This window comes from Micromonospora noduli (genome assembly GCF_003264365.1).
Classification (GTDB): domain Bacteria; phylum Actinomycetota; class Actinomycetes; order Mycobacteriales; family Micromonosporaceae; genus Micromonospora; species Micromonospora noduli.
In genome coordinates this window covers 102043-124059 of sequence record NZ_PYAK01000007.1, presented here as the reverse complement: position 1 = coordinate 124059, position 22017 = coordinate 102043, and the positions used below count along the sequence as shown (strand labels likewise).

Here is a 22017-nt window from a genome sequence, read left to right as displayed (position 1 = left end):
CCGTGACTCACTCGTGGCCCTCGCGCAGCCAGCGCACGGCCCGCGCGGCCCGCGCCCGCAGGTCGTCCAGGTCGTCACCGAGCACCGTGACGTGCCCGATCTTGCGGCCAGGTCGCACCTGCTTGCCGTACAAGTGCACCTTGGCACCCGGCTCGGCGGCGAAGAGGTGGTGCAACCGCTCGTCGATCGACATCCCGCCCGGCTCACCGCCGAGCACGTTCGCCGACACCACCACCGGGGCGGTCAGCGCCGTGTCACCCATCGGGTAGTCCAGCACGGCCCGCAGGTGCTGCTCGAACTGCGAGGTCCGGGCACCCTCGATGGTCCAGTGCCCGGAGTTGTGCGGGCGCATCGCCAGCTCGTTGACCACGATCGCGGGCCGGCCGGCGTCGTCGCGCACCTCGAACAGCTCCACGGCCAGCAGGCCGATCACACCGAGCGCGGTGGCCAGGTCGATGGCGAGCTGCTGAGCGGCGACCGCCAGCTCCTCGTCCAGGCCGGGCGCCGGGGCCAGCACCTCCACGTTGATGCCGTCGCGCTGCACGGTCTCGACCACCGGGTACGCGGCCACCTGACCGAACGGCGAACGGGCCACCTGCACTGCCAACTCCCGCCGCAGCGGCACCCGCTCCTCGACGATCAGCCGGGTGCCGCCGGCGAGCAGCGTGGTCGCCAACTCGTTCGCCTGGGCGGCGTCGTCGACCATCCAGACGCCCCGGCCGTCATACCCACCCTGGGCCGCCTTGAGCACCACCGGCCAGCCGACCTGCTCGCCGAAGCCCACGAGGTCGGTGGGCTCCCCGACCGGCCGCCAGGCCGGGTTGGGCGCACCCAGCTCGGTCAGGCGTTCCCGCATGACCTGCTTGTCCTGGGCGTGCAGAAGCGCGTCCGCCGGCGGGTAGAGGGGCACCCCTTCGGCCGCCAGCGTGCGGATGTGCTCGGAGGGCACGTGCTCGTGGTCGAAGGTGACGACGTCGCAGCCCTTGGCGAAGGTGCGCAGCGCGGCCAGGTCGGTGTGGTCGCCGTACTGGACGTCGGCGGCGACCAGCGCCGCGCCGTCGTCGGGGGCGGTCGCGAGCACACGCAGTGACTGGCCGAGGGCGATCGCGGCCTGGTGGGTCATCCGGGCCAACTGGCCGCCACCCACCATGCCGACAACTGGCAGACCGGTACGGGAATCCATAGCGCGGCCAGCCTATCCGGGCCGTCGACGGGCCCACCGGGAGGGCTGGCGACCCGCCTCGGAAGCGCCGGCGGGACCACCCGGCGGACGACGCGGGCGACTACCGGGCGTGGCCGTACGCTCAGCCCAGCTCGGCGACCAGGTCCTCGACCGAGGTGACCGGCCGCTGGCAGACGAAGCCCCGGCAGACGTACGCGGCGGACTGCCCCTCGACCAGCGGACGGTCGGCGAGCAGCGGCACACCCGGCTGGTCCGGACGCCCGGCGACGACCACAGCTCCGGGCGGCGCGTGCCGGCGGGCGGCGGCCACCAGGGGGTCGCCGGCCGGGTCGTCGGTGACCACTGCGATCTCGTACGGCCCGGAGAGCAATGCCTCGCCGACCATGGCCGCGTACCCGGTGAACCGGGGGTGCTTGCCGACGATCGGCGCGACAGTGCCGAGGGCCGCTTCGGCGGCCTCCCGGTAGCGCGTCTCCCCGGTCAGCGCCGAGTACGCCACCAGCCCGGCGATCAACGCCGACCGGCCGGACGGGGTGGCGTTGTCGGTCGGGTCGGCCGGCCGGGCGACGAGCCGCTCCGCGTCGTCGGCGGTGTCGTAGAAGGCGCCACCGGGCGCGGCGAAGTGCGCGAGTGCGGTGTCCAGCAACTCGCCAGCCAGGGTCAGCCAGCGGCCCTCGCCGGTGAGCTGGTGCAGCGCGCAGAAGGCCTCGGCCACACAGCCGTAGTCCTCCAGGACACCGGCCGGCTCGCCGACCTTGCCGTCCCGGGAGACCCGGCGCAGCCGGCCGTCCACCAGGTGCACGGTGGCGAGATGCTCGGCGGCCTGGCGCATCGCCCCGTCGGCGACGATGGTGACGCCGTCCATCAGGTTGGCGTCCTCGTCCTGCGGGGACGCGTACACGGCGGCGACCTGCTGGAACTCGGCGATGGCGGTGATCGCCAGACCGTTCCAGGCGGCCACCACCTTGTCGTCGAGGGCCGGCTGGGGGCGGGTGTCCCGGGCGGCGAGCAGCCGCCCGACCACCTGCTGCCAGCGGGCGCGCACCTCGGGGGCGGCATCGTCCACGTCCCGGGCGAGCTTGAGCACGCTCATGCCGTGCTCGAAGGTGCCCTCGTCCGTGACGGTGAACAGGTCGGCGGCGAACCGGCCGTCCTCCTCGCCCAACGCCTCCACGAGTTGGGCGGGCGTCCAGACGTAGGTGAGCCCCTCGACGCCCTCGGTGTCGGCGTCCAGTGCGGACGCGAACCCCTGCCCCGGCCGGTGCAGCTCGTCGGCGAGGAACCGGGCGGTGTCCCGGGCCACCCGGCGGGCCAGCGGGTCGCCGGTGAGTCGCCACAGCTGGGTGTAGACCCGCAGCAGCAGCGCGTTGTCGTAGAGCATCTTCTCGAAGTGCGGCACCGTCCAGTGCGCGTCCACCGAATAGCGGGCGAAGCCCCCCGCGAGCTGGTCGTAGATGCCGCCCCGGGCCATCGCCTCGGCCGTGTGCCGGGTGATCTCCAGGCTGCGCGGGTCGCCGGTGCGCTGGTGGTGGCGCAGCAGGAAGAGCAGGTTCATGTGCGGCGGAAACTTCGGGGCGCCACCGAACCCGCCGTTCGTGGCGTCGTACTCGCTGGCCAGCCTTGCGGCCGCCGCGTCGAGCAGCGGGGCGTCCAGCGGCGCGGTGGGGCCGCCCACGGCCTGCGCGCCACCGATCGCCTCGACCACGGCGGCGCCCTGGCCCAGCACCGCCTCGCGCTGCTCCCGCCAGGCGGTGGCGACCGACTGGAGCAACTGGACGAAGTTGGGTCGCGGGAAGTAGGTGCCGCAGAAGAACGGAGTGCCGTCCGGGGTGGCGAAGACGGTCATCGGCCAACCGCCCTGGCCGGTCATCGCCTGGGTGGCGGTCATGTAGACCGCGTCTACGTCCGGACGTTCCTCGCGATCCACCTTGATCGACACGAAGTTGTCGTTCATCAGGGCGCCGACCTGCTCCTTCTCGAACGACTCGTGCGCCATGACGTGGCACCAGTGGCAGGCCGCGTAGCCCACCGAGATGAGCACCGGAACGTCCCGCCGCTTCGCCTCGGCGAACGCCTCGTCCGACCACGGCCACCAGTCGACCGGGTTGTCCTTGTGCTGGAGCAGGTACGGACTGGTGGCGTCGGCAAGTCGGTTCACCTGACGACCATAGCCAGCCTCGGCGCGGACCGCGCGGGGTCCACCCGGACGATCAGGACGCGCCGTCGGCGCGGAGCCGGAACACGTTCGACTCCGCCGAGTCGCGCAGTGACCCCAGCACCGCGCTGATCTTGTCCGCCGGCATCGGCTTGAAGAAGTGGTAGCCCTGCGCGGAGGTGCAACCCAACTCGGCCAGGGCCATCCGCTGCTCGGCGGTCTCCACCCCTTCGGCGACCACCCGCAGCCCCAGCTCATGAGCGAGGCCGACGGTCGTCCGGACGATCGCGGCGGCCTCCGGCGAGTCGGCCATCCGGATGACGAAGGAGCGGTCCACCTTCAACTCGTCCACCGCGATCCGGGTGAGGAAGGTCAGCGACGAGAAGCCGGTGCCGAAGTCGTCGACAGCGAGCTGCACGCCCATCGACCGGAGCGTCGCCAGCACCTCGTCGATGACCTCCAGCTCGCTCATCACCACCGTCTCGGTGATCTCCAGAACGAGCCGGTGCGGCGGCACCTGGTGGCGGCGCAACGCCTCGGCGATCTCCGCCGGCAACCGGGGGTCGAGCAGGCTGCGCGCCGACAGGTTGACCGAGATCGGGACATCCAACCCCTCCCGGGCCCAACCGGCGGCCACACTGAGCGCCTTGTTCAGCACGTAGCGGGTGAAGGTGCCGAGCTGCTCGCTGTTTTCCACCGGCCGGATGAAGTCGGCCGGGTTCAGCCACCCACGCCGGGGGTGCTGCCAACGGATCAGCGCCTCCACCCCGGTGGGCGCACCGGTGGCCAGGTCGACCGCCGGCTGCAACGCCAGCACCAGCTGATCGTCGACCTTCAACGCCTCACGCAGCTCGGCCAGCAGGGCGAGCTGGTCGGTGCTGGCCGCGTCACGCGCGCCGTCGTACGCGGCGACGTTGCCGCCGCCCTCCTTGGCCTGGTACATCGCGATGTCGGCCCGACGCAGCAGCTCGGTCAGGTCCGCGGTGCCCGCGGCGGCCACCACCACCCCGACCGAGACCTCGATGGACATCCGTACGCCGGCCACCTCGGTCGGTGCGGCCAGCCGTTCGGCGATCTCGCGGGCCTGACGCAACGCGTGGGCCATCGGGGCGGTCCGGTCACCGAGCACCGGCACCGCAGTGAGCAGCAGCGCGAACTCGTCGCCACCGAGTCGACCGAGCAGGTCACCGGCGCGGACCAGCGCGTTGAGTCGGTTCGCGGTCAGTCGCAGCAGCTGGTCACCCGCCGCATGGCCGAGGGTGTCGTTGACCTCCTTGAACTGGTTGATGTCCAGCAGCAGCAACGCCACCGGGTGGTCGTGGCTGAGCTGTCGCAGCGACTGGTCGCCCTTGCTCAGCATCGCCGCCCGGTTGGCGAGCCCGGTGAGCGGGTCGTGCACCGCCTCGTACGACGAACGGGCGGTCACCAGCCGCAGCTCGCGGTGGGTCGCGGCGTCGTGCAGCGCGGCGGCGAGGGCGTCGCCGAACGCGGCCACCGCGTCACGTTCGCGGGCCGTGGGCGGGGCCGAGCGGGGGAACCGCACCCGCAACCGACCGACCGGCGTGGCGCCGACCGACAGCGCCCGGCTCAGCTCGTGCTCGTCCGGCTCCGACTGGTCCGGTGAGCCGGTCTCCCGGTCGACCAGCTGACCGCCGGCGTCGCCCCGGTAGCGGTGCCACCGCCCGTCGGCCCGGGCCACGTCGACGTCCACCAGTTCGGCGTTGAACAGCGTCAGCGCCCCGGTGACCGCCGCACTCGCCACGCCCCGCTCGTCGAGCTGGTTGAGGGCCGCGGTGGCCTCGGCGAAGGCACGCCAGGTGCGCCGCTCCTGATCGGAGCGCAGCCGGTAACGGTAGGTCTGCTGCAACAGCCACAGCAGCGGCGGCAGCAACAGCAACCAGCGTGGGTCGAGTTCCAGCAGGGCGACCACCACGAGGCCGACAGCCACGTTGCCGACGAACATCAGCAGCTTGCCGCGCAGCGCGGCGAGCAGCGGCGGCCCGATTGGCAACCCGTGCCGCAGACCCAGCGTCACGCCCCCCAGCCAGGCGGTCACCAGGAGGTACGTCACCGAACCGGCGATCACGGCCAGCGCCAGGATCGGGGTGGGTGGCGAGAGCAGGGGCTGCCCGAGCGCGGTGGTCACGGAGACGGCCAGTGCCGACGCGGCGGCCAGCGACGCAGCGATCCGGACGATCTCCAGGGCCGGACGGCGGTCGTTGTGCAGTGACAGCAACGTCCAGGCCAGCCCGGTGCCGAGCAGCGTGGCGGACGGGAGCCAGCCGGCTGGAGTCAGGTAGAGGCAGACGATCAGGGCGGCCTCGCCCCAGGTGATGCTGACCATGCCGGCGGCCGAGCGGAATCGCAGCCGGGCGAGCTGGGCGAGGGCCAGGACGGCGACGGCGATGCCGAAGCGGGCCGGACCGCCGAGAGGATCGTCGGCCGGCAGCCGGACCGGGAGGGTCAACCCGACCGCGGCGGCGGCCAGGGCGGTCAGCGTGACGGCGGCGGTGAGCACGAGCAGCCGGCCCGGTGTGCCACGCACCCCGAGCCGATCGAACGGGTCGTCGGCCGAACCGGAGGTCATCGACCTCCCCCGTCAGCCGACCGACCGACGTCGCGGTGGGCGGCCGGTGCTGTGCTGGTCATCGGCGCCCCCTCCCGCACACGGCTCGGAGACTTTTGGTCCCCCCGGCGGAAGGCTAAGCCAAACCGGGTGGCCGCAACAGGGGGCGACCACCCGGTTCAGCGTGATTCACGCGCGGACTACCCGTTCAGGTGCTGCTGGTGCCCGTTGGGAGCGGGCGTGGATGAATCACGCCCCCCGGTCCCGTCTGTCGGATCGACGACTGCCGCATCGGCCCTGGTCGGGTCGGTCGGCGCGGACTGCTGGGGGAAACGGTCCGGCAGGCGGCGCAGCCGAGCGTTCATGTTGCGGATCAGCAGGATGGTCGCGGTGGCCAGCAGCAGGATGAGGAACAGGCCCATCGGCCCGGCCAGACCACCCGTGCGGGTGTCCCCGAAGTTGTTCTCCGCGAGCACCTGGGCAGCGGTCAGCATGGCGTTCCTCCGATGTGCGGTTGGTAACCAGAGTAGCCCCGCCGGGAATCAGCGCGCGTGCGCCGTCTCCCGCACCCCGGCGAAGAGATCGGACTCGGGCAGTGGGCTGTCGACCATCGAGCGGGCCAGCTCGTAATCCTCGGTCGGCCAGGCCCGCTGCTGGAGCTCCATCGGCACGTGGAACCAGAAGCCGTCCGGGTCGACCTGGGTGGCGTGGGCGCGCAGCGCGTCATCGCGGACCGGGAAGTATTCGGCGCACTCGACCCGGGTGGTGATCCGCGGGCCCTTGTCGGGGCGATCCTCCCACCGCTTGAGCCACTCCTCGTAGGGCGACTCCAGACCGGCGGCCAGCATGCCCTCGTGCAAGGCCATGATCTTGCCCTTGGAGAAACCGATGTCGTAGTAGAGCTTCAGCGGCTGCCAGGGCGCGCCCAGCTCGGGGTAACGCTCCGGGTCACCGGCGGCCTCGAACGCGGCCACGCTCACCTTGTGGCACATGATGTGGTCCGGGTGCGGGTAGCCACCCTCCTCGTCGTACGTGGTCACCACGTGCGGACGGAACTCGCGCATCAGCCGCACCAGCGGGCCCGCGGCGACCTCGACGTCCTGGAGGGCGAAACAGCCCCCGGGCAGGGGCGGCAGCGGATCGCCCTCGGGCAGACCCGAGTCGACGAAGCCCAGCCATGCCTGGTCGACGCCGAGGATCGCCCGCGCGGCGTCCATCTCGGCACGCCGGATCTCGCCGATGTTGGCCCACACATCGGGTCGGTCGAGCTTGGGGTTGAGCACGCTCCCGCGCTCGCCACCGGTGCACGTCACGACCAGGACGTCCACCCCCTGAGCGACATATTTCGCCGTCGTCGCCGCGCCCTTGCTCGACTCGTCGTCCGGGTGCGCGTGCACGGCCATGAGACGCAGTTGCTCTGCCAACTTCGGCGCTCCTCGTCTGTGCCGGACGGTGGACCCGACCGGGCTCGACCGGCTGACCTGCCGGGATCTTTCCTCACCGCACCCTGTCACCGGCCACCAGCGCCGGGCATGACCTGCCATTCCTGCCGCTGGACCGGGTGGGAAGATGGTGCTCTGTCATTCTTGCCGATGCCGCCGACAACAACGCCAGGAGATACCCGCCGGTGACCGAGACGCACGCCACAATTTCACCAGGCGCGCCGGTATTCCCGGCCGGGCGCTACGGCCGCCGTCGGGCACCGGGCGGAAAGCGCCGCCGTACGCTGCTGGCCGCGCTGGCGCTGTTGGCGCTCGTGGCGACGCTGACCGTGATCTCGGTCCGGCTCTACCGCCAGTACGGCGACCCGGTCTACGACGCCCAGGTGATCACCTACACCGACATCACGGACAAGCAGGTGCTTGTCGACTTTCGGGTGACAGTCCCGCCGGGTGGGTCAGCGGTCTGTGTGCTGCGCGCCCGGGACCGTGCCGGCGCCGAGGTCGGCCGCGAACAGGTCACCGTGACCGCCGATCCCGGGGATCGGCACGTCACGACGCAGCACCGCCTGGCCACCACCGCGCGGCCGTTCATCGGTGAGGTCCTGCGCTGCCGACCACCGTCCTGAGCTGCTCGAACAGCACCAAGAGCGGGGCTGACGGGGCGCCTACCGCCGGTGTCGGATCCGGACACCGGCGGTGATGGCCGACACGCTGTGTCGTACCGCACTGGTAACTTGGTAGTTCACCTGTCAGCCAGCCACGCACATCTGAGGAGAACGCCTGTGTCCACTGGCAACGAGGCGCCCGCCACCTGGCTGTCCCAGGACGCGTACGACCGCCTCCAGGCCGAGCTCGACGAGCACATCGCCAACCGTCCGGCGATCGCAGCTGAGATCAACGCTCGGCGCGAGGAGGGCGACCTGCGGGAGAACGGCGGCTACCACGCCGCCCGCGAGGAGCAGGGCAAGGCCGAGGGTCGTATCCGCTACCTGCAGGAGCTGCTGCGCACCGCGAAGGTCGGCGAGGCCCCGACCGCCGATGCGGTGTCGCCGGGCATGGTGGTGACGATCTACTTCGACGACGACACCAACGACACCGAGACCTTCCTGCTCGGTTCCCGGGAGATCGCGGCCACGACCGACCTGACCGTCTACAGCCCCGAGTCCGCGCTGGGCAAGGCGATCCTGGGCGGTCGGGCCGGGCAGACCTGCACCTACACGGCGCCCAGCGGCGCCGACATCAAGGTGACAGTGGTCAGCTTCGAGCCGTTCTCCGGCTGACCGTCGCCGGTCGCGTCACCCGCTGCCGGCCGGCTCGACCGGCTCCGGCACCCGCTGTCGAAACACCGCGCATCCGAGGCGTGGCACCCACCGGTGTCACGCCTCGGCCGCGAAGACCACCTGGTAGCCGCTGGCCCGTAGGGCGCTGATCAGGGTGTCCGAGTGTTCGACGCCCCGGGTCTCCACCGACAGCGCCACCTCCACCTCGCCGAGGCTGAGGTGCGGATTGGCCCGCTGGTGCTCCACGTCCACCACGTTGGCCCGGTGCTCGGCGATCTGGCTGAGCAGCGACGCGAGCTGCCCCGGCCGGTCCGAACAGCGGACGGTCACCCGCAGGTAGCGACCTGCCGCGGCCAACCCGTGCTCGATCACCCGCAGCATCAGCAACGGGTCGATGTTGCCGCCGGAGAGCACCGCGACCACCGGCGTCTCCACCTCGACCACGCCGGCCAGCAGGGCGGCCACACCCACCGCCCCGGCCGGCTCGACCACCTGCTTGCCCCGCTCCAGCAGCATCAGCAGGGCCCGGGAGATGTCCTCCTCGGAGACCGTGACGATCTCGTCGACCAGCTTGCGCACGTGGTTGAAGGTGATCTCGCCCGGCCGGCCGACCGCGATGCCGTCGGCGATGGTGGAGAAGACGGGCAGCCGGACCGGTTCCCCGGCCACCAGTGAGGGCGGGAACGCCGCCGCCCCGGCCGCCTGGACGCCGATGATCCGGACGTCCGGGCGCAACGCCTTCGCGGCCACCGCCATGCCCGAGATCAGACCACCGCCACCCACCCCGGTGATGATCGTCTTCACCTCCGGGCACTGTTCGAGGATCTCCAGCGCCACAGTGCCCTGCCCGGCGATCACATCGGGGTGGTCGAACGGGTGGATCAGCACCGCGCCGGTGCGCTCGGCGTACGTGTGCGCCGCTACCAGCGACTCGTCGACGGTGTTCCCGGCCAATTCGACCTGCGCGCCGTATCCCTTGGTGGCTGCCACCTTCGGCAGCGGCGCGTTGACCGGCATGAAGACGGTGGCGTGCGTGCCGACCAGGCCGGCGGCGAGAGCCACTCCCTGCGCGTGGTTGCCCGCGCTCGCCGCGACCACGCCGCGCTCCCGCTCCGCCGCCGACAACCGGGAGATCCGCACGTACGCGCCCCGCACCTTGTACGAGCCGGCGCGCTGCACGTTCTCGCACTTGAGCCACGTCGGCCCGCCCAGCGCCGCGCTGAGCGGCCGGGAGGGCTCCAGTGGGGTGGTGCGGGTGACGCCGGCGAGCAACTCCCGTGCGGCCCGCACATCGTCGAGACCGACCAGTTCCGTCATGCCCCGATCGTGCCACCCGACTCCGGAGCCCTCGGCGGCGACACCGGAGTGCCCGACAGCGCGCACACAGTCGGACGGTCAGGCGGTTGCCGGCGACTCCGTGCCGACCCGGGGGTAGCCGGGAGCGTGGCGCGTCCACGGGGCGGCCATCTCGAACTGACCGGCCACACCGAGCAGCAGCAGCTCCGAGCCGGGCGGACCGACCAGCTGCACGGCAACCGGCAGGCCGTCCGGGCGGCGGCCGACCGGCACGACGACCGCAGGCAGGCCGGCGATGTTCCAGGGCGCGGCGTACGGGGCGTACCGGATGTTGGCTGTCATGTTCGCCCGCCAGGACCGCTCCGACCAGCGGGCCGCCTCCGGTGGCGCGCCGGCCAGCGCAGGGGTGAGCAGCAGGTCGACCGAGTGGTCGGTGAAGAAGTCAACCGACCGTTGCCGCCAGGCGGCCCGGTCCGCCTCCCGCACGTAGCCGCGACGCTGCGCCCACTCGCCCAGCGCGACGTGCCGCCGGGTACGCCGTTGCAGGCCACGCCGGTCCAGACCGGAGGCCCGGACGTCGGTGGCGGCTGCCGCGAACCAGGTGGCGATGCCCTGCAGGCCGAGCGCGGTCGGGTAGACCGGATCGGCCGGCACCGTGTCGTGCCCGGCGGCGGCGAGGAGCCGACCGGCGGCGGCGACCGCGTCCCGGTTGGGCGCGTCCGGTGCGACACCGCGCACCGGGGAGCGCAGCGAGACACCCACCCGCAGCCGCTGCGGGGGGACCAGCTTCTCGGGACGCCGGCCGGCGAGCACCGAGAAGCCGACCGCCGCGTCGGCGACAGTGCTGGTCAGCATGCCGTGCTCGGTGAGGCCGAACCAGTCGTCCGCCCCGAGCTGGCAGGGGACCACGCCCCGGCCGGGCTTGAGCCCGACAAGTCCGCAACAGGCAGCGGGAATCCGGATCGAGCCGAGACCGTCGTTGGCGTGCGCGATCGGCACCAGCCCGGCGGCGACCGCGGCGGCGGCACCACCCGAGGACCCACCGGGGGTACGCGTGCTGTCCCACGGGTTACGGGTCACCGCGCTGTCATCGTCGGTCAGCGCCCACAGCCCCAGCTCCGGCATCCGGGTCACGCCGAGGATCACCGCACCGGCGCCGCGCAGCCGACGCACCACCTCGTGGTCGGCCTCTGCCACGTCGGTGCGGGCGGCGGCCGACCCGTTCCAGGTGGGGAGGCCGGCGACCGGGGTGTTCTCCTTGACCGCCACCGGAACCCCGGCCAGCGGCAGGTTGGCCAGGTCCTCCTGCTCGTCGACCTTCTCCGCCTCGGTGATCGCCTCACCGCCGCGAACGGCGCGGAACGCGGCCAGTTCACGGTCGGCTCGGGAGATGTACTCGAGGTGGTCGGCGACGACCTGGGTCGCCGAGACGTCACCTCGGCGTACGCCCCGGGCGATCTGCTTTGCGGTCGCTCCGACCCAGGTCGCCATGATGTCCTGCACGGCCATCCTCCCCCAGCGGTCAGCCCAGCGCCTGCTCCAGATCGGCGAGTAGGTCGTCGACCGTCTCGATGCCGACAGACAGTCGCACGAGATCGCCGGGAACTTCAAGCGGCGAGCCGGCAGCACTTGCGTGTGTCATCCGACCCGGGTGCTCGATCAGGGATTCCACACCACCCAGCGACTCGGCGAGCACGAAGAGCTTGGCCCGGTTGCAGATGTCCACGGCGTGGTCCTCACCACCGGCGGCGCGGAACGAGATCATGCCGCCGAACCGGCGCATCTGCTTGGCGGCCACCTCGTGACCGGGGTGCGAGGGCAGCCCCGGATAGAGCACCTGGGCGACCTTGGCGTGACCGTCGAGGTACGCGGCGAGCCGCTCGGCGTTGTCGCAGTGCCGGTCCATACGTACCCCGAGGGTCTTGATGCCCCGCAGGGTGAGCCAGGCGTCGAACGGGCCGTTGATCGCACCCATCGCGTTCTGGTGGTAGCGCAACTCCTCGCCGAGCCCGGCGTCGGCGACGACGAGAGCGCCACCGACCACGTCGGAGTGCCCGCCGACGTACTTGGTGGTGGAGTGCACCACCACGTCCGCGCCGAAGGCGATCGGCTGCTGCAGGTACGGCGAGGCGAAGGTGTTGTCCACCACCAGCAGGGCGCCCGCGTCGTGTGCCACGGCGGCCAGGGCGGCGATGTCGGCGATGCCGAGCAGCGGGTTGGTCGGCGTCTCCACCCAGACGATCTTCGTGCGGCCGGGCTGCACGGCCGCCCGGACCGCATCCGGGTCGGAGACCTTGGCCGGGCTGAACTCCAGGCCCCAACGCTGGGCGACCCGGGCGAAGAGCCGGTACGTGCCGCCGTACGCGTCGTCCGGGATCACCACGTGGTCGCCGGGCTGGCACACGGCCCGCAGCAGGGTGTCCTCCGCCGCCAGGCCGCTGGCGAAGGCGAGCCCCACCGGCCCACCCTCCAGCGCCGCCAGGCACTCCTGGAGCGCATCACGGGTCGGGTTGCCGGAGCGGCTGTACTCGTAGCCGAGGCGAGGTGCGCCGACGGCGTCCTGGGCGTACGTGCTGGTCTGGTAGATCGGTGGGATCACCGCGCCGGTGCGGGCCTCGGGGTCCTGACCGGCGTGGATGGCGAGCGTCTCGAAGCCGTGACTCATTCTGGTGAGGCTAGTGCCCCGTCCCGCAGGCTGGAACGGAACCCGCGCTCCCGGGCGAGGGTCGGACCGACCGGCCCGGCCCTCGCGCTCCGCAGGCCCGGTCAGGCGGCCGGGACGGGCAGGACGTGCAGGGTCGCCGGACGGGCTCCGGTCCAGTCCGAGGTGACCGCGTAGACCCGGGTTTCGTTCGGCGCCCAGGCCAGCCCTCCGGCACTGAGTTCATCGCCCAACTCGTAGCTGGCCTGTTCGGTGCCGTCCGCGGCGAAGACGAAGACGTCCGGGGCGTAGGCGGCGTCGGCGCCGGCGGCGATCCGGGTGCCGAGACGCGACAGCTCGACGGCCCGCGGGTAGGGACCGGTGGCGTACGTCGCGCTGGGGGTGGCGATGTCGGCGAACGGGAACGCCTGCACCAGCGGCGGGGAGCCGGCAGCCGTGTAGAGGGTGGTGCCGGTCGGGTCGAGGGCGATGTCGCGCAGGTTGCTGCCGACGGCCGAGAACTGGTTGGTCCGCAGCATGGTCAGCGCTCCTGCGGCACCGATCCCGTAGGCGTACACCGACGCCGGGCTCAAGCCCGGCTGACCGGCGAGCAGCACCGCCCGGTTCTGACTGGCGGCGGCCAGCAGCGGAGCGTAGTAGAAGTCCTCGCTGACCAGGCCGGTGCTGAGGCGGGCCGGTTGGCGTCCCAGGTCGATCCGGCCGATGTTGCCGCCCCACTGGTCACAGCCGTAGCCGAACCACAGGTACCGGCCGGTCAACGCCAGCGACGACGGGCACTCGCCCGCGCCGGTGTCGTACCGGGCGGACTCGAGCAGCGAGCCGGTGTCGAAGGCGGCGATGGCGTTGGCGGTGGGCAGCGCCACGTAGAGGGTCCGCCGGTCGGCGCTGAGCAGAAGGTCGGTGGGGCCGGGCAGGCCCGACAGCGTGCCGACCACAGTGCCTGTCGCGCTGGTCACCACGACATCAGTGGCGGAGCTGCCACCACTGACGAAGACCCGGTCACCGGCCGACACCACGTCGGCCACAGTGCTCAGCGGCAGTGGGGTGGCGGTCGGCGCGGCGGCCGCCTGGGCGTGGCCCGGGGTCGCGCCGGTGAGCAGCCCGGCGGTGAGCGCCGCCAGCGCCAGGGTGAGGCCTCTTCTGATCTGCAAGCTTGGTCCTTTCGGAGCATCGACGCGCACGCCGATGGCCGGGATCGCCCCGCACTCATCCATTCACGTAGATGAGTACCACAGTCGGTTCACGCGTGGGGGGCACCGTGACCCGCGAGGCCGCCGGCATAGCCTGGCCCGATGAGCGGTTGCGTGTTCTGCGGGATCGTGACGGGCGAGGTGCCGGCGTTCCGGGTGGCCGACACCCCGGACGGGGTGGCGTTCCTGGACACCCGGCCGGTGTTCAAGGGGCATGTCCTGGTGGTGCCCCGGGTGCACCTGGTGACCCTCGCCGAGTTGCCGGCCGACCTGCTGCCCGACTACTTCGCCATGGTCCAGCGGCTGGCGGTGGCGGTGGAGACCGCTCTCGGCGCCGGTGGGACGTTCGTGGCGATGAACAACAAGGTGTCCCAATCGGTGCCTCACCTGCACACCCACGTGGTCCCGCGTACGAAGGGCGACGGGTTGCGGGGCTTCTTCTGGCCACGCACCCGGTACGACGACGACACCGAGGCCCAGACGTACGCGGACCGGATCGCAGCGGCTCTCCCCGGGGGGCCTGACTCATCCTCACGCGGGTAAGAAAGCCAGACCCTCCGGTGTTACACGCTGGGAGAGGTACGAGAGGAGATCCCCACGTGTTTTTGCGCCGTATGAACGCCGATATGGTCTCGCCCGACCAGGCCCTGCCGGGCCGTCAGATCGCCATGCCGGTCGCCGACCGCCACGAGGTGCTGGGCACCCCGTTGAAGGGCCCGTTCCCTGAGGGCCTCCAGGTCGCGGTCTTCGGCATGGGCTGCTTCTGGGGCGCCGAGCGGCTGTTCTGGACGCTGCCCGGCGTCTACACCACCTCCGCCGGCTACGCGGGTGGCATCACCAAGAACCCGACGTACGAGGAGACGTGTTCCGGCCGGACCGGGCACGCCGAGGTCGTCCAGGTGGTGTACGACCCAAGCAAGATCAACTATGAGGATCTGCTGAAGGTCTTCTGGGAGAACCACGACCCGACCCAGGGCATGCGCCAGGGCAACGACGTGGGCACCCAGTACCGCTCGGCGATCTACACGACCACCGACGAGCAGCGGACCATCGCGGAGTCGTCCCGGGACGCGTTCCAGCCGATCGTGACGCGGGCCGGCAAGGGTGAGATCACCACCGAGATCGCCCCGCTCGGCAGCTACTACTTCGCCGAGGACTACCACCAGCAGTACCTGGCGCCGACCAAGAACCCGAACGGGTACTGCAACCACGGCCCGAACGGGCTGAGCTGCCCGGTCGGCGTGGCCCGTGTCGGCGGCTGACCACCGCCACCCGCACACGTGTGATGCCCGGCCGCCGATGAGGTGGCCGGGCATTCCCGTTCGGCCCTGTGATCGAAATCCGTTGCCGAGCTCGACGAGAACTCGATAACGTGGCCGTACACGTGAAAGGAGGTGGTCCAGACTTGTATAGCAATCGGACTCGTGAGGTGGCTGTCAGCTAGCCGCTGTCCTCGACAGTGATCGGCTCGCCGCGAGGCGGGCAAAAAGCACCATCGTCGAGACCGTGTGGCAGCGGTGCGGCGAATCCACGACAGCCACCCGACCCCCGGGGTGCCGGCCAAGTCCAGCCGGCCCGCGCACATGCGCGGAGCGCCCCGGGGGTCGCTCCATATCCGCGGGAGTGGCGATGTCCATGCGCGAGCTGGTGGTGCTGGGGACGGCCAGCCAGGCGCCGACCCGTCAGCGCAACCACAACGGGTACGTGTTGCGCTGGGACGACGAGGTGATCCTCTTCGACCCGGGTGAGGGCAGCCAACGTCAGCTCCTGCACACAACGGTCACCGCCACCGACCTGACCCGGATCTGCGTCACGCACTTCCACGGCGACCACTGCCTCGGCCTGCCCGGCACCATCCAGCGACTCTCCCTGGACCGGGTTGCGCACCCGGTCGCCGTGCACTTCCCCGCCGGCGGCGCCGAATACTTCGCCCGGCTGCGGTACGCCACTTCCTTCTACGAGACCGCCGAGCTGCGGGTCGAGCCCATCGAGGCGGACGGGCAGCGGATCGCCCTGCGCTGCGGCACGCTGGAGGCACGCCGGCTCCGGCACCCCATCGAGACGTACGGCTACCGGCTGGTCGAGCCGGACGGGCACCGGATGCTGCCGGAGAAGCTGGCCGCGTACGGCATCGCCGGGCCGGCCGTCGGCGAGCTGATCCGCGTCGGGCACCTGGACCTCGGCGGACGCCGCGTCACCCGGGCCGAGGTGAGCGTGCCCCGGCCGGGGCAGCGGTTCGCGTTCGTGATGGACACCGGCCTCTGCGACGAGGTGTACGCCCTCGCCGAGCACGCCGATCTACTGGTCATCGAGTCGACGTTCCTGGAGTCGGAGGCCGCGCTCGCCGCCGAGGTCGGCCACCTGACCGCGGCGCAGGCCGCCCGGGTGGCGACCGAGTCCGGGGTACGACGACTCGTGCTCACCCACTTCTCCCAGCGCTACCCCGACCCGCGCCGGTTCCACGACGAGGCGCGCGCGCACTTCGACGGCGATCTGATCATCGCCGAGGATCTGACCACGGTGCAGCTCCCGCCGCGCCGGGTAGCCTCGGCCGGGTGACCGTCACGCTCCGCCCCGCGACCGAAGGCGACCTGATGGCGGTGGGTGCCCTGCACCAGCGCTCCCGGGTCGCCGCGTACTCCGCCTTCCTGCCGGCCGAGGCACTGGCCGACCCGTCACCGGAGGCGATGGGGCGGTACTGGGTCGAGCGGTGGATCTGGGAGCGGGACACCCACCGAATGACAGTGGCCGAACGGGCCGGGGCGGTGGTCGGGTTCAGCCACCTGGGCCCGGACGACGAGGACGACCCCGCCACCGGGCTGCTCAACGCGATCCACCTCGACCCGGCCGAGCAGGGCCGCGGCGTCGGCCGCACCCTGATGGTGGACGCCCTGGACGCCATGCGGGCGCAGGGCTGGCGGCGTGCCGTGCTCTGGGTGCTGCGGGACAACGCCCACGCCCGCTCGTTCTACGAGCGCGGCGGCTGGACCCCGACCGGAGCGGAGCGTGAGGAGCACATCGGTACCGCCCTCACGCCCCAACTCCGCTACACCCGGCTGCTGGATGCCTGAACGAGGCCTCCGGCAGGCTCAGTGGGCGCCCAGGTGGGACAGGAGGTCCTGGCGGGTGAGCACGCCCTTGGGCTTGCCGTCGACCAGCACCAGGGCGGCGTCGGACTTCTCCAGCATGCCCACCGCCTCGCTCACCGGCTGACCACCACCGATCATCGGCAGCGGGTCGCCCATGTGCCGCTCGATCGTGTCGTGCAGGTGGGCCTGCCCGGTGAACAGCGCGTCGAGCAGGTCCCGCTCGGCGATCGAGCCGGCGACCTCACCGGTCACCACTGGCGGCTCGGCCTTGAGCACCGGCAGCTGCGAGACGCCGTACTCGCGCATGTAGTCGATCGCGTCGCGGACGGTCTCGGTCGGGTGCACGTGCACCAGCTCGGGCAGCCCGCCCGGCTTGCTGGCCAGCGCGTCGGCCACCGTCGGCTCGGCACCGGAGTTGTCGAGGAAGCCGTACCGGGCCATCCACGAGTCGTTGAAGATCTTGGAGAGGTAGCCACGACCGCCGTCGGGCAGCAGCACCACCACCACGTCGTCCGGGCCGGCCCGGCGTGCGACCTCCAGGGCGGCGACCACCGCCATTCCGCAGGAACCGCCGACCAGCAGCCCCTCCTCGCGGGCCAGTCGCCGGGTCATCTCGAAGGACGCCTTGTCGGAGACCTCCACGATCTCGTCGGCGACACCCCGGTCGTACGTCTCCGGCCAGAAGTCCTCGCCGACGCCCTCCACCAGGTACGGCCGGCCGGTGCCACCGGAGTAGACCGAGCCCTCCGGGTCGGCCCCGACGACGCGCACCCGACCCTCGGACGCCTCCTTGAGGTACCTGCCGATGCCGGAGATGGTGCCGCCGGTGCCGACGCCGGTCACAAAGTGGGTGAGCTCGCCGTCGGTCTGCTTCCACAGCTCCGGGCCGGTCGTCTCGTAGTGCGAGCGCGGGTTGGCCGGGTTGCTGTACTGGTTGGGCTTCCAGGCGCCGGGGATCTCCCGGGTCAGCCGGTCGGAGACGTTGTAGTACGAGCGCGGGTCCTCCGGCGCGACGGCGGTCGGGCAGACCACCACCTCGGCGCCGTACGCCCGAAGCACGTCCTGCTTGTCCTGGCTGACCTTGTCGGGGCAGACGAAGACGCACTTGTAGCCCTTGAGCTGGGCCACCAGGGCCAACCCGACGCCGGTGTTGCCGCTGGTCGGCTCGACGATGGTGCCGCCGGGCTTCAGCAGGCCGGCCGCCTCGGCGTCCTCCACCATCCGCAGCGCGATGCGGTCCTTCACCGAGCCGCCCGGGTTGACGTACTCCACCTTGGCCAGCACTGTGGCCTGGATGCCCTCGGTGACGTTACGCAGACGCACCAGCGGGGTGTTTCCGATCATGTCGACGACGTTGTCGTAGTACTGCACGGTGTGCCCTTCGTTGCGGCGCCGGCGGTGGGCGGCCGGGAAGACGTTTGCTCACCGCCCAGCGTACGTGTCGTCAGGGCACCAGCCCCCCGGGGATGACGGAGCTGCGGCGGGCCTCCCACTCCAGGAACCGGTCGGTCTCGGCGAGCACGCTGCCGGCCAACCAGGTGACCATGACCGCGTCGTCGGCCAGCCCGAAGATCGCCAGCGGGATCTCCGGGAGCAGGTCGATCGGCGAGACGATGTACGCCGTCGCCGCGGTCATCAGGGCCAGCCGAAGGCCGCCGTCGTACTCCCCCTTGGTGGTGGCCCTGATCATCCGGGGCAACGCGGCCAACCGCGTGCCGATCGACGGCCCGTTGCGCGCCCCGGCCGCCAGGGCCCGCGCCAGCGCCGTGAACGCCGCGCTGCGCTTCAGTGTCTTACCCATCGTCGCGCTCCTCTCCGCCGGATCAGCGTGGCGGGTCGGCGCAAGTCGGCCGGCCTCACCCACCCAGGTACCCCGTCGCGTCGGTTTCCAGGCACCCGGGTGCCGTCACGACGACAGCGGTGTGTCGGGCCAGCGCGATAATGTCGCGGTATGGGGGTGGCACATTCCGTCGTACCCGGTGGTGAGCGCTGGCGGCAGGCCCGGCGGTTCGTCCGGCTGGCCGCCATCGGGACAGGCGCCACCGCGGCGGCCGCGGTGGCGACCGGCGGGGTGCTGGTCGGCCAGGCCCGCCAGGCTCGACGGACCATCCCGATGGCCGAGGCGCCGCCGCCCCGCTGCGATGGGATGTACGGCGCGAAGTTCCCCGGTCCGGCGCTCACCATGGTCGTGCTCGGTGACTCGTCGGCGGCCGGCTACGGGGTGCACCGCCGTCGGGAGACGCCCGGGGCGTTGCTCGCCACCGGCCTGTCCCGTCGACTGCACCGGCCGGTGCAGCTGCACCGCTTCGCGGTGGTCGGCGCCATCTCGGCGGCGCTGCGCCACCAGGTGGAGGCGGCGCTGGAGTGCCGACCCGACATCGCGGTGATCCTCATCGGCGGCAACGACATCACCAACCGCACCCCGCGCGGTCTGGCGGTGCGCTATCTGGTCGAGGCGGTGCACACCCTGCGCGACGCGGGGTGCGAGGTGGTCGTCGGCACCTGCCCCGACCTGGGCGCGATCCGTCCGATCCAGCCACCTCTGCGCTGGCTGGCGCACCGCTGGAGCCGCCAGCTCGCCGCTGCCCAGACGGTGGCCGTGGTCGAGGCGGGCGGGCGGACGGTCTCCCTCGGTGACCTGCTCGGCCCCCGGTTCGCGGCCGAGCCGACCCGGATGTTCGCCTGGGACCGGTTCCATCCCTCCGCCGAGGGGTACGCGATGGCCGCTGCCGCGCTCCTGCCCACGATGCTCTCCGCCCTCGGCGCGACCCCGGAACGACGGGCCACAATGACGCGCGGCGACGGCGTACGGTCGCTGCCGAAGGCCGCGCAGGAGGCGGCTCGACACGCCGGCACGGAGGTCAGCGGCGTCCAGGTCCGGGGCCGCGACCGAGGGCCGGCCGGCCGGTGGGCGCAGCTGCGCCGACGGGCGTTCTTCGGTGTTGGCGCGGTGCCGCAGCGCGGGTCCGCCTCGGACACCTCGACAGTGGAGGGACTGGCATGAACGAGCGCAGCGCGCGGAGCGTGACCTCCGGCCTCGCCGGCCGACTGGGTCGGGCGGCGGCGATCTCGCTGTTCGCCGGCACCGTCGGGGGCGCCGCCGTCCTCGCAGGTGAGGCGTTCATCGCCCGGCACCGACGCTACGCCGAACCGGAGCTCGGCCTTGCCCTGCGGGCGACGATCGGCCGGGCGGGCGCTGCCCCGCTACGACTGGTGTTGCTGGGCGACTCGTCGGCACTGGGCGTCGGTGTCGACCGCCTGGAGGACACCATCGGCGGGCAGTTGGCCAACCTGCTCGCCGAGGGCCCGACCGGCCGCCGGGTCCACCTGTCCAGCGTCGGCGTCTCCGGGTCCCGCTCGACGGACCTCGCCACCCAGGTGGCCCGGGCCCTGCTGGGTGAGCGGCCCGACGTGGCGTTGATCCTGATCGGCGCGAACGACGCCACCGGGCTGCGCCGACCGTCCGACGCGGCGGCCTATCTCGGCGCGGCGGTGCACCGCCTGCGCGAGGCGCGCGTCGAGGTGGTGGTGGGCACCTGCCCCGACCTCGGGGCGGTGCGGGCCATCGCGCCTCCGCTGCGCCAGGTGGTCGGCTGGTCCGGGCGTCGCGTGGCCCGCGCGCAGACCACTGCCGTGCTGGAGGCGGGCGGCTCGGTGGTCGACCTGGCCACCGAGACCGGGCCGGTGTTCCGGGCCGACGCCGGGACGCTCTGCCAGGACGGCTTCCACCCCTCCGCCGACGGCTACCGGGTCTGGGCGCACGCGCTGCTGCCCGCCATCGTCGCCGCGGCGGCGGCCACGACCCGGCGCTAGATCGTCCCCGGCCAGGGTGACATTTCCCGCCGCGCCGGCTTCTTCCGCGCCATGTTACCGGCGGGTTAACGTTGGTCCATGCCGATTGAGTCGTCCCGCGACGCCGTCATCGTCGCCACCGCCCGCTCCCCCATCGGCCGGGCGCACAAGGGGTCCCTGCGCGACGTCCGCTCCGACGACCTCGCCGCGACCATCGTCCAGGCCGCGCTGGACAAGATCCCCGCGCTCGATCCGACCACGATCGACGACCTCTACCTCGGGTGCGGCCTGCCCGGCGGCGAGCAGGGCTTCAACATGGCCCGGGTGGTGTCCACCCTCCTCGGTCTGGACACTGTCCCCGGCGCCACGCTGACCCGTTACTGCGCCTCCTCGTTGCAGACCACCCGGATGGCGATGCACGCGATCCGGGCCGGCGAGGGCGACGTGTTCGTCTCCGCCGGCGTGGAGATGGTCTCCCGCTACGCCCGGGGCAGCTCCGACGGGCTGCCGCCCGAGGCGCAGGCCCTGGTCGGCGGCGGCTGGGAGAACCCCCGCTTCGGGCCGGCCGGTGAGCGCTCGAAGCGCCGCGCGCAGGGCGGCGCCGAGGTGTGGACCGACCCGCGTGAGGCCGGCGAACTGCCCGACATCTACCTGACCATGGGGCAGACCGCGGAGAACCTGGCCCAGGTGTACGACGTCACCCGCGCCGACATGGACGAGTTCGGCGTACGCAGCCAGAACCTCGCCGAGAAGGCCATCGCCGACGGTTTCTGGGCCCGGGAGATCACCCCGGTCACCACGCCGGACGGCACCGTGGTGAGCACCGACGACGGGCCCCGAGCCGGCGTCACCCTCGACGCGGTCGCCGGCCTGAAGCCGGTGTTCCGCCCGGACGGTCGAATCACCGCCGGCAACTGCTGCCCGCTCAACGACGGCGCCGCCGCCGTGGTGGTGATGAGCGCCCAACGGGCCGAGGAGCTCGGGCTCACCCCGCTGGCCCGGATCGTCTCGACCGGTGTGACAGCCCTGTCGCCGGAGATCATGGGTCTCGGGCCGGTCGAGGCGTCCCGGCAGGCACTGCGCCGAGCTGGCATGACCATCGACGACGTCGACCTCGTCGAGATCAACGAGGCGTTCGCCGCGCAGGTCATCCCCTCCTACCGCGAGCTGGGCATCCCGGAGGAGAAGCTGAACGTGATGGGCGGGGCCATCGCGGTCGGCCACCCGTTCGGCATGACCGGCGCCCGGATCACCGGCACCCTGCTCAACGCACTGGAGTGGCACGACAAGACCATCGGTCTGGAGACCATGTGCGTGGGCGGTGGCCAGGGCATGGCCATGGTGCTCGAACGGCTCAACTGA

Annotated in this window: 19 protein-coding genes and 1 pseudogene; 9 read left to right on the top strand and 11 right to left on the bottom strand. The window is 72.1% G+C overall.

The genetic code is table 11. The features are described from left to right. Positions 1–7 precede the first annotated feature (7 nt). From GUI43_RS08235 to mca, 5 genes are all read right to left on the bottom strand, one after another. Positions 8–1183 carry a 5-(carboxyamino)imidazole ribonucleotide synthase gene (locus GUI43_RS08235; protein WP_112698484.1) on the bottom strand — a complete coding sequence of 392 codons (1176 nt, stop codon included), beginning with the start codon at positions 1181–1183 and terminating at the stop codon, positions 8–10. A gap of 121 nt (positions 1184–1304) precedes the next feature. After that, positions 1305–3341, bottom strand: a complete 2037-nt coding sequence (locus GUI43_RS08230) for a thioredoxin domain-containing protein (RefSeq protein WP_112698483.1) — start codon at positions 3339–3341, stop codon at positions 1305–1307. A gap of 52 nt (positions 3342–3393) precedes the next feature. After that, complete coding sequence (locus tag GUI43_RS08225) at positions 3394–5925, bottom strand: putative bifunctional diguanylate cyclase/phosphodiesterase (RefSeq protein ID WP_112582452.1); 2532 nt, start codon at positions 5923–5925, stop codon at positions 3394–3396. Between the two features lie 179 nt (positions 5926–6104). Next, positions 6105–6398 carry a hypothetical protein gene (locus GUI43_RS08220; RefSeq protein ID WP_112698482.1) on the bottom strand — a complete coding sequence of 98 codons (294 nt, stop codon included), beginning with the start codon at positions 6396–6398 and terminating at the stop codon, positions 6105–6107. Positions 6399–6446: 48 nt separating this feature from the next. Then, entirely contained in the window at positions 6447–7328 is an 882-nt protein-coding gene (gene mca, locus GUI43_RS08215; protein WP_112582454.1) for a mycothiol conjugate amidase Mca, read from the bottom strand. A gap of 203 nt (positions 7329–7531) precedes the next feature. Here mca and GUI43_RS08210 point away from each other — a divergent pair, with 203 nt between their 5' ends. Together GUI43_RS08210 and greA are read left to right on the top strand one after the other, a co-directional pair. Then, a complete protein-coding gene (locus GUI43_RS08210; protein ID WP_112601904.1) occupies positions 7532–7972 on the top strand; it encodes a DUF4307 domain-containing protein in 441 nt (146 codons plus the stop codon). A gap of 156 nt (positions 7973–8128) precedes the next feature. Then, on the top strand, positions 8129–8626 hold the full coding sequence (greA, locus tag GUI43_RS08205) for a transcription elongation factor GreA (protein ID WP_091394193.1): 498 nt from the start codon (positions 8129–8131) through the stop codon (positions 8624–8626). 96 nt (positions 8627–8722) lie between these two features. Here greA and ilvA read toward each other — a convergent pair whose 3' ends face one another. From ilvA to GUI43_RS08185, 4 genes are all read right to left on the bottom strand, one after another. Then, on the bottom strand, positions 8723–9943 hold the full coding sequence (gene ilvA / locus GUI43_RS08200) for a threonine ammonia-lyase (protein WP_091397178.1): 1221 nt from the start codon (positions 9941–9943) through the stop codon (positions 8723–8725). Between the two features lie 78 nt (positions 9944–10021). After that, positions 10022–11431 (bottom strand): amidase, encoded by a 1410-nt coding sequence (locus tag GUI43_RS08195; protein WP_112582456.1) that lies wholly within the window; start codon positions 11429–11431, stop codon positions 10022–10024. A gap of 13 nt (positions 11432–11444) precedes the next feature. Then, entirely contained in the window at positions 11445–12587 is a 1143-nt protein-coding gene (locus GUI43_RS08190) for a cystathionine gamma-synthase (protein ID WP_091394199.1), read from the bottom strand. A 101-nt stretch (positions 12588–12688) separates the two neighbouring features. Next, the gene (locus GUI43_RS08185; protein WP_112698481.1) at positions 12689–13735 is read right to left on the bottom strand and encodes a YncE family protein; all 1047 of its coding nucleotides are present in this window, start codon (positions 13733–13735) and stop codon (positions 12689–12691) included. Positions 13736–13876: 141 nt separating this feature from the next. Between GUI43_RS08185 and GUI43_RS08180 the strand changes: the two genes are divergently transcribed. The 4 genes from GUI43_RS08180 to GUI43_RS08165 all read left to right on the top strand — a co-directional run bounded on the left by GUI43_RS08180 (position 13877) and on the right by GUI43_RS08165 (position 16845). Then, positions 13877–14317, top strand: coding sequence for an HIT family protein (locus GUI43_RS08180; RefSeq protein ID WP_112582458.1), 441 nt, complete (start codon positions 13877–13879; stop codon positions 14315–14317). A gap of 56 nt (positions 14318–14373) precedes the next feature. Continuing rightward, a complete protein-coding gene (gene msrA / locus GUI43_RS08175; RefSeq protein ID WP_091394206.1) occupies positions 14374–15036 on the top strand; it encodes a peptide-methionine (S)-S-oxide reductase MsrA in 663 nt (220 codons plus the stop codon). 367 nt (positions 15037–15403) lie between these two features. After that, positions 15404–16333, top strand: a complete 930-nt coding sequence (locus GUI43_RS08170) for a ribonuclease Z (RefSeq protein WP_112698480.1) — start codon at positions 15404–15406, stop codon at positions 16331–16333. Next, entirely contained in the window at positions 16330–16845 is a 516-nt protein-coding gene (locus GUI43_RS08165) for a GNAT family N-acetyltransferase (RefSeq protein WP_112698479.1), read from the top strand. The genes GUI43_RS08170 and GUI43_RS08165 overlap by 4 nt, the downstream gene beginning before the upstream one ends. Before the next feature lie 18 nt (positions 16846–16863). On the opposite strand, the gene GUI43_RS08160 is transcribed toward GUI43_RS08165, so the two are convergent. Together GUI43_RS08160 and GUI43_RS08155 are read right to left on the bottom strand one after the other, a co-directional pair. Further along, positions 16864–18234 carry a cystathionine beta-synthase gene (locus tag GUI43_RS08160; protein WP_112582465.1) on the bottom strand — a complete coding sequence of 457 codons (1371 nt, stop codon included), beginning with the start codon at positions 18232–18234 and terminating at the stop codon, positions 16864–16866. A gap of 73 nt (positions 18235–18307) precedes the next feature. Next, positions 18308–18664, bottom strand: a complete 357-nt coding sequence (locus GUI43_RS08155) for a YkvA family protein (protein ID WP_112582466.1) — start codon at positions 18662–18664, stop codon at positions 18308–18310. 150 nt (positions 18665–18814) lie between these two features. Between GUI43_RS08155 and GUI43_RS08150 the strand changes: the two are divergent. The 3 genes and pseudogenes from GUI43_RS08150 to GUI43_RS08140 form a co-directional block, all read left to right on the top strand. Then, a pseudogene (locus tag GUI43_RS08150) lies at positions 18815–19878 on the top strand (SGNH/GDSL hydrolase family protein); the annotation flags it as partial. After that, on the top strand, positions 19864–20676 hold the full coding sequence (locus GUI43_RS08145; RefSeq protein ID WP_112601911.1) for an SGNH/GDSL hydrolase family protein: 813 nt from the start codon (positions 19864–19866) through the stop codon (positions 20674–20676). The pseudogene GUI43_RS08150 and the gene GUI43_RS08145, both read left to right, overlap by 15 nt. Before the next feature lie 78 nt (positions 20677–20754). After that, positions 20755–22017 carry an acetyl-CoA C-acetyltransferase gene (locus GUI43_RS08140; protein WP_112582469.1) on the top strand — a complete coding sequence of 421 codons (1263 nt, stop codon included), beginning with the start codon at positions 20755–20757 and terminating at the stop codon, positions 22015–22017.

Coding starts and splice junctions, on each gene's coding strand:
- GUI43_RS08235 (WP_112698484.1), bottom strand. CDS start 1,183: ATGGATTCCCGTACCGGTCTGCCAGTTGTCGGCATGGTGGGTGGCGGC.
- GUI43_RS08225 (WP_112582452.1), bottom strand. CDS start 5,925: ATGACCTCCGGTTCGGCCGACGACCCGTTCGATCGGCTCGGGGTGCGT.
- GUI43_RS08220 (WP_112698482.1), bottom strand. CDS start 6,398: ATGCTGACCGCTGCCCAGGTGCTCGCGGAGAACAACTTCGGGGACACC.
- ilvA (WP_091397178.1), bottom strand. CDS start 9,943: ATGACGGAACTGGTCGGTCTCGACGATGTGCGGGCCGCACGGGAGTTG.
- GUI43_RS08195 (WP_112582456.1), bottom strand. CDS start 11,431: ATGGCCGTGCAGGACATCATGGCGACCTGGGTCGGAGCGACCGCAAAG.
- GUI43_RS08190 (WP_091394199.1), bottom strand. CDS start 12,587: ATGAGTCACGGCTTCGAGACGCTCGCCATCCACGCCGGTCAGGACCCC.
- GUI43_RS08180 (WP_112582458.1), top strand. CDS start 13,877: ATGAGCGGTTGCGTGTTCTGCGGGATCGTGACGGGCGAGGTGCCGGCG.
- GUI43_RS08170 (WP_112698480.1), top strand. CDS start 15,404: ATGTCCATGCGCGAGCTGGTGGTGCTGGGGACGGCCAGCCAGGCGCCG.
- GUI43_RS08155 (WP_112582466.1), bottom strand. CDS start 18,664: ATGGGTAAGACACTGAAGCGCAGCGCGGCGTTCACGGCGCTGGCGCGG.
- GUI43_RS08145 (WP_112601911.1), top strand. CDS start 19,864: ATGAACGAGCGCAGCGCGCGGAGCGTGACCTCCGGCCTCGCCGGCCGA.
- GUI43_RS08140 (WP_112582469.1), top strand. CDS start 20,755: ATGCCGATTGAGTCGTCCCGCGACGCCGTCATCGTCGCCACCGCCCGC.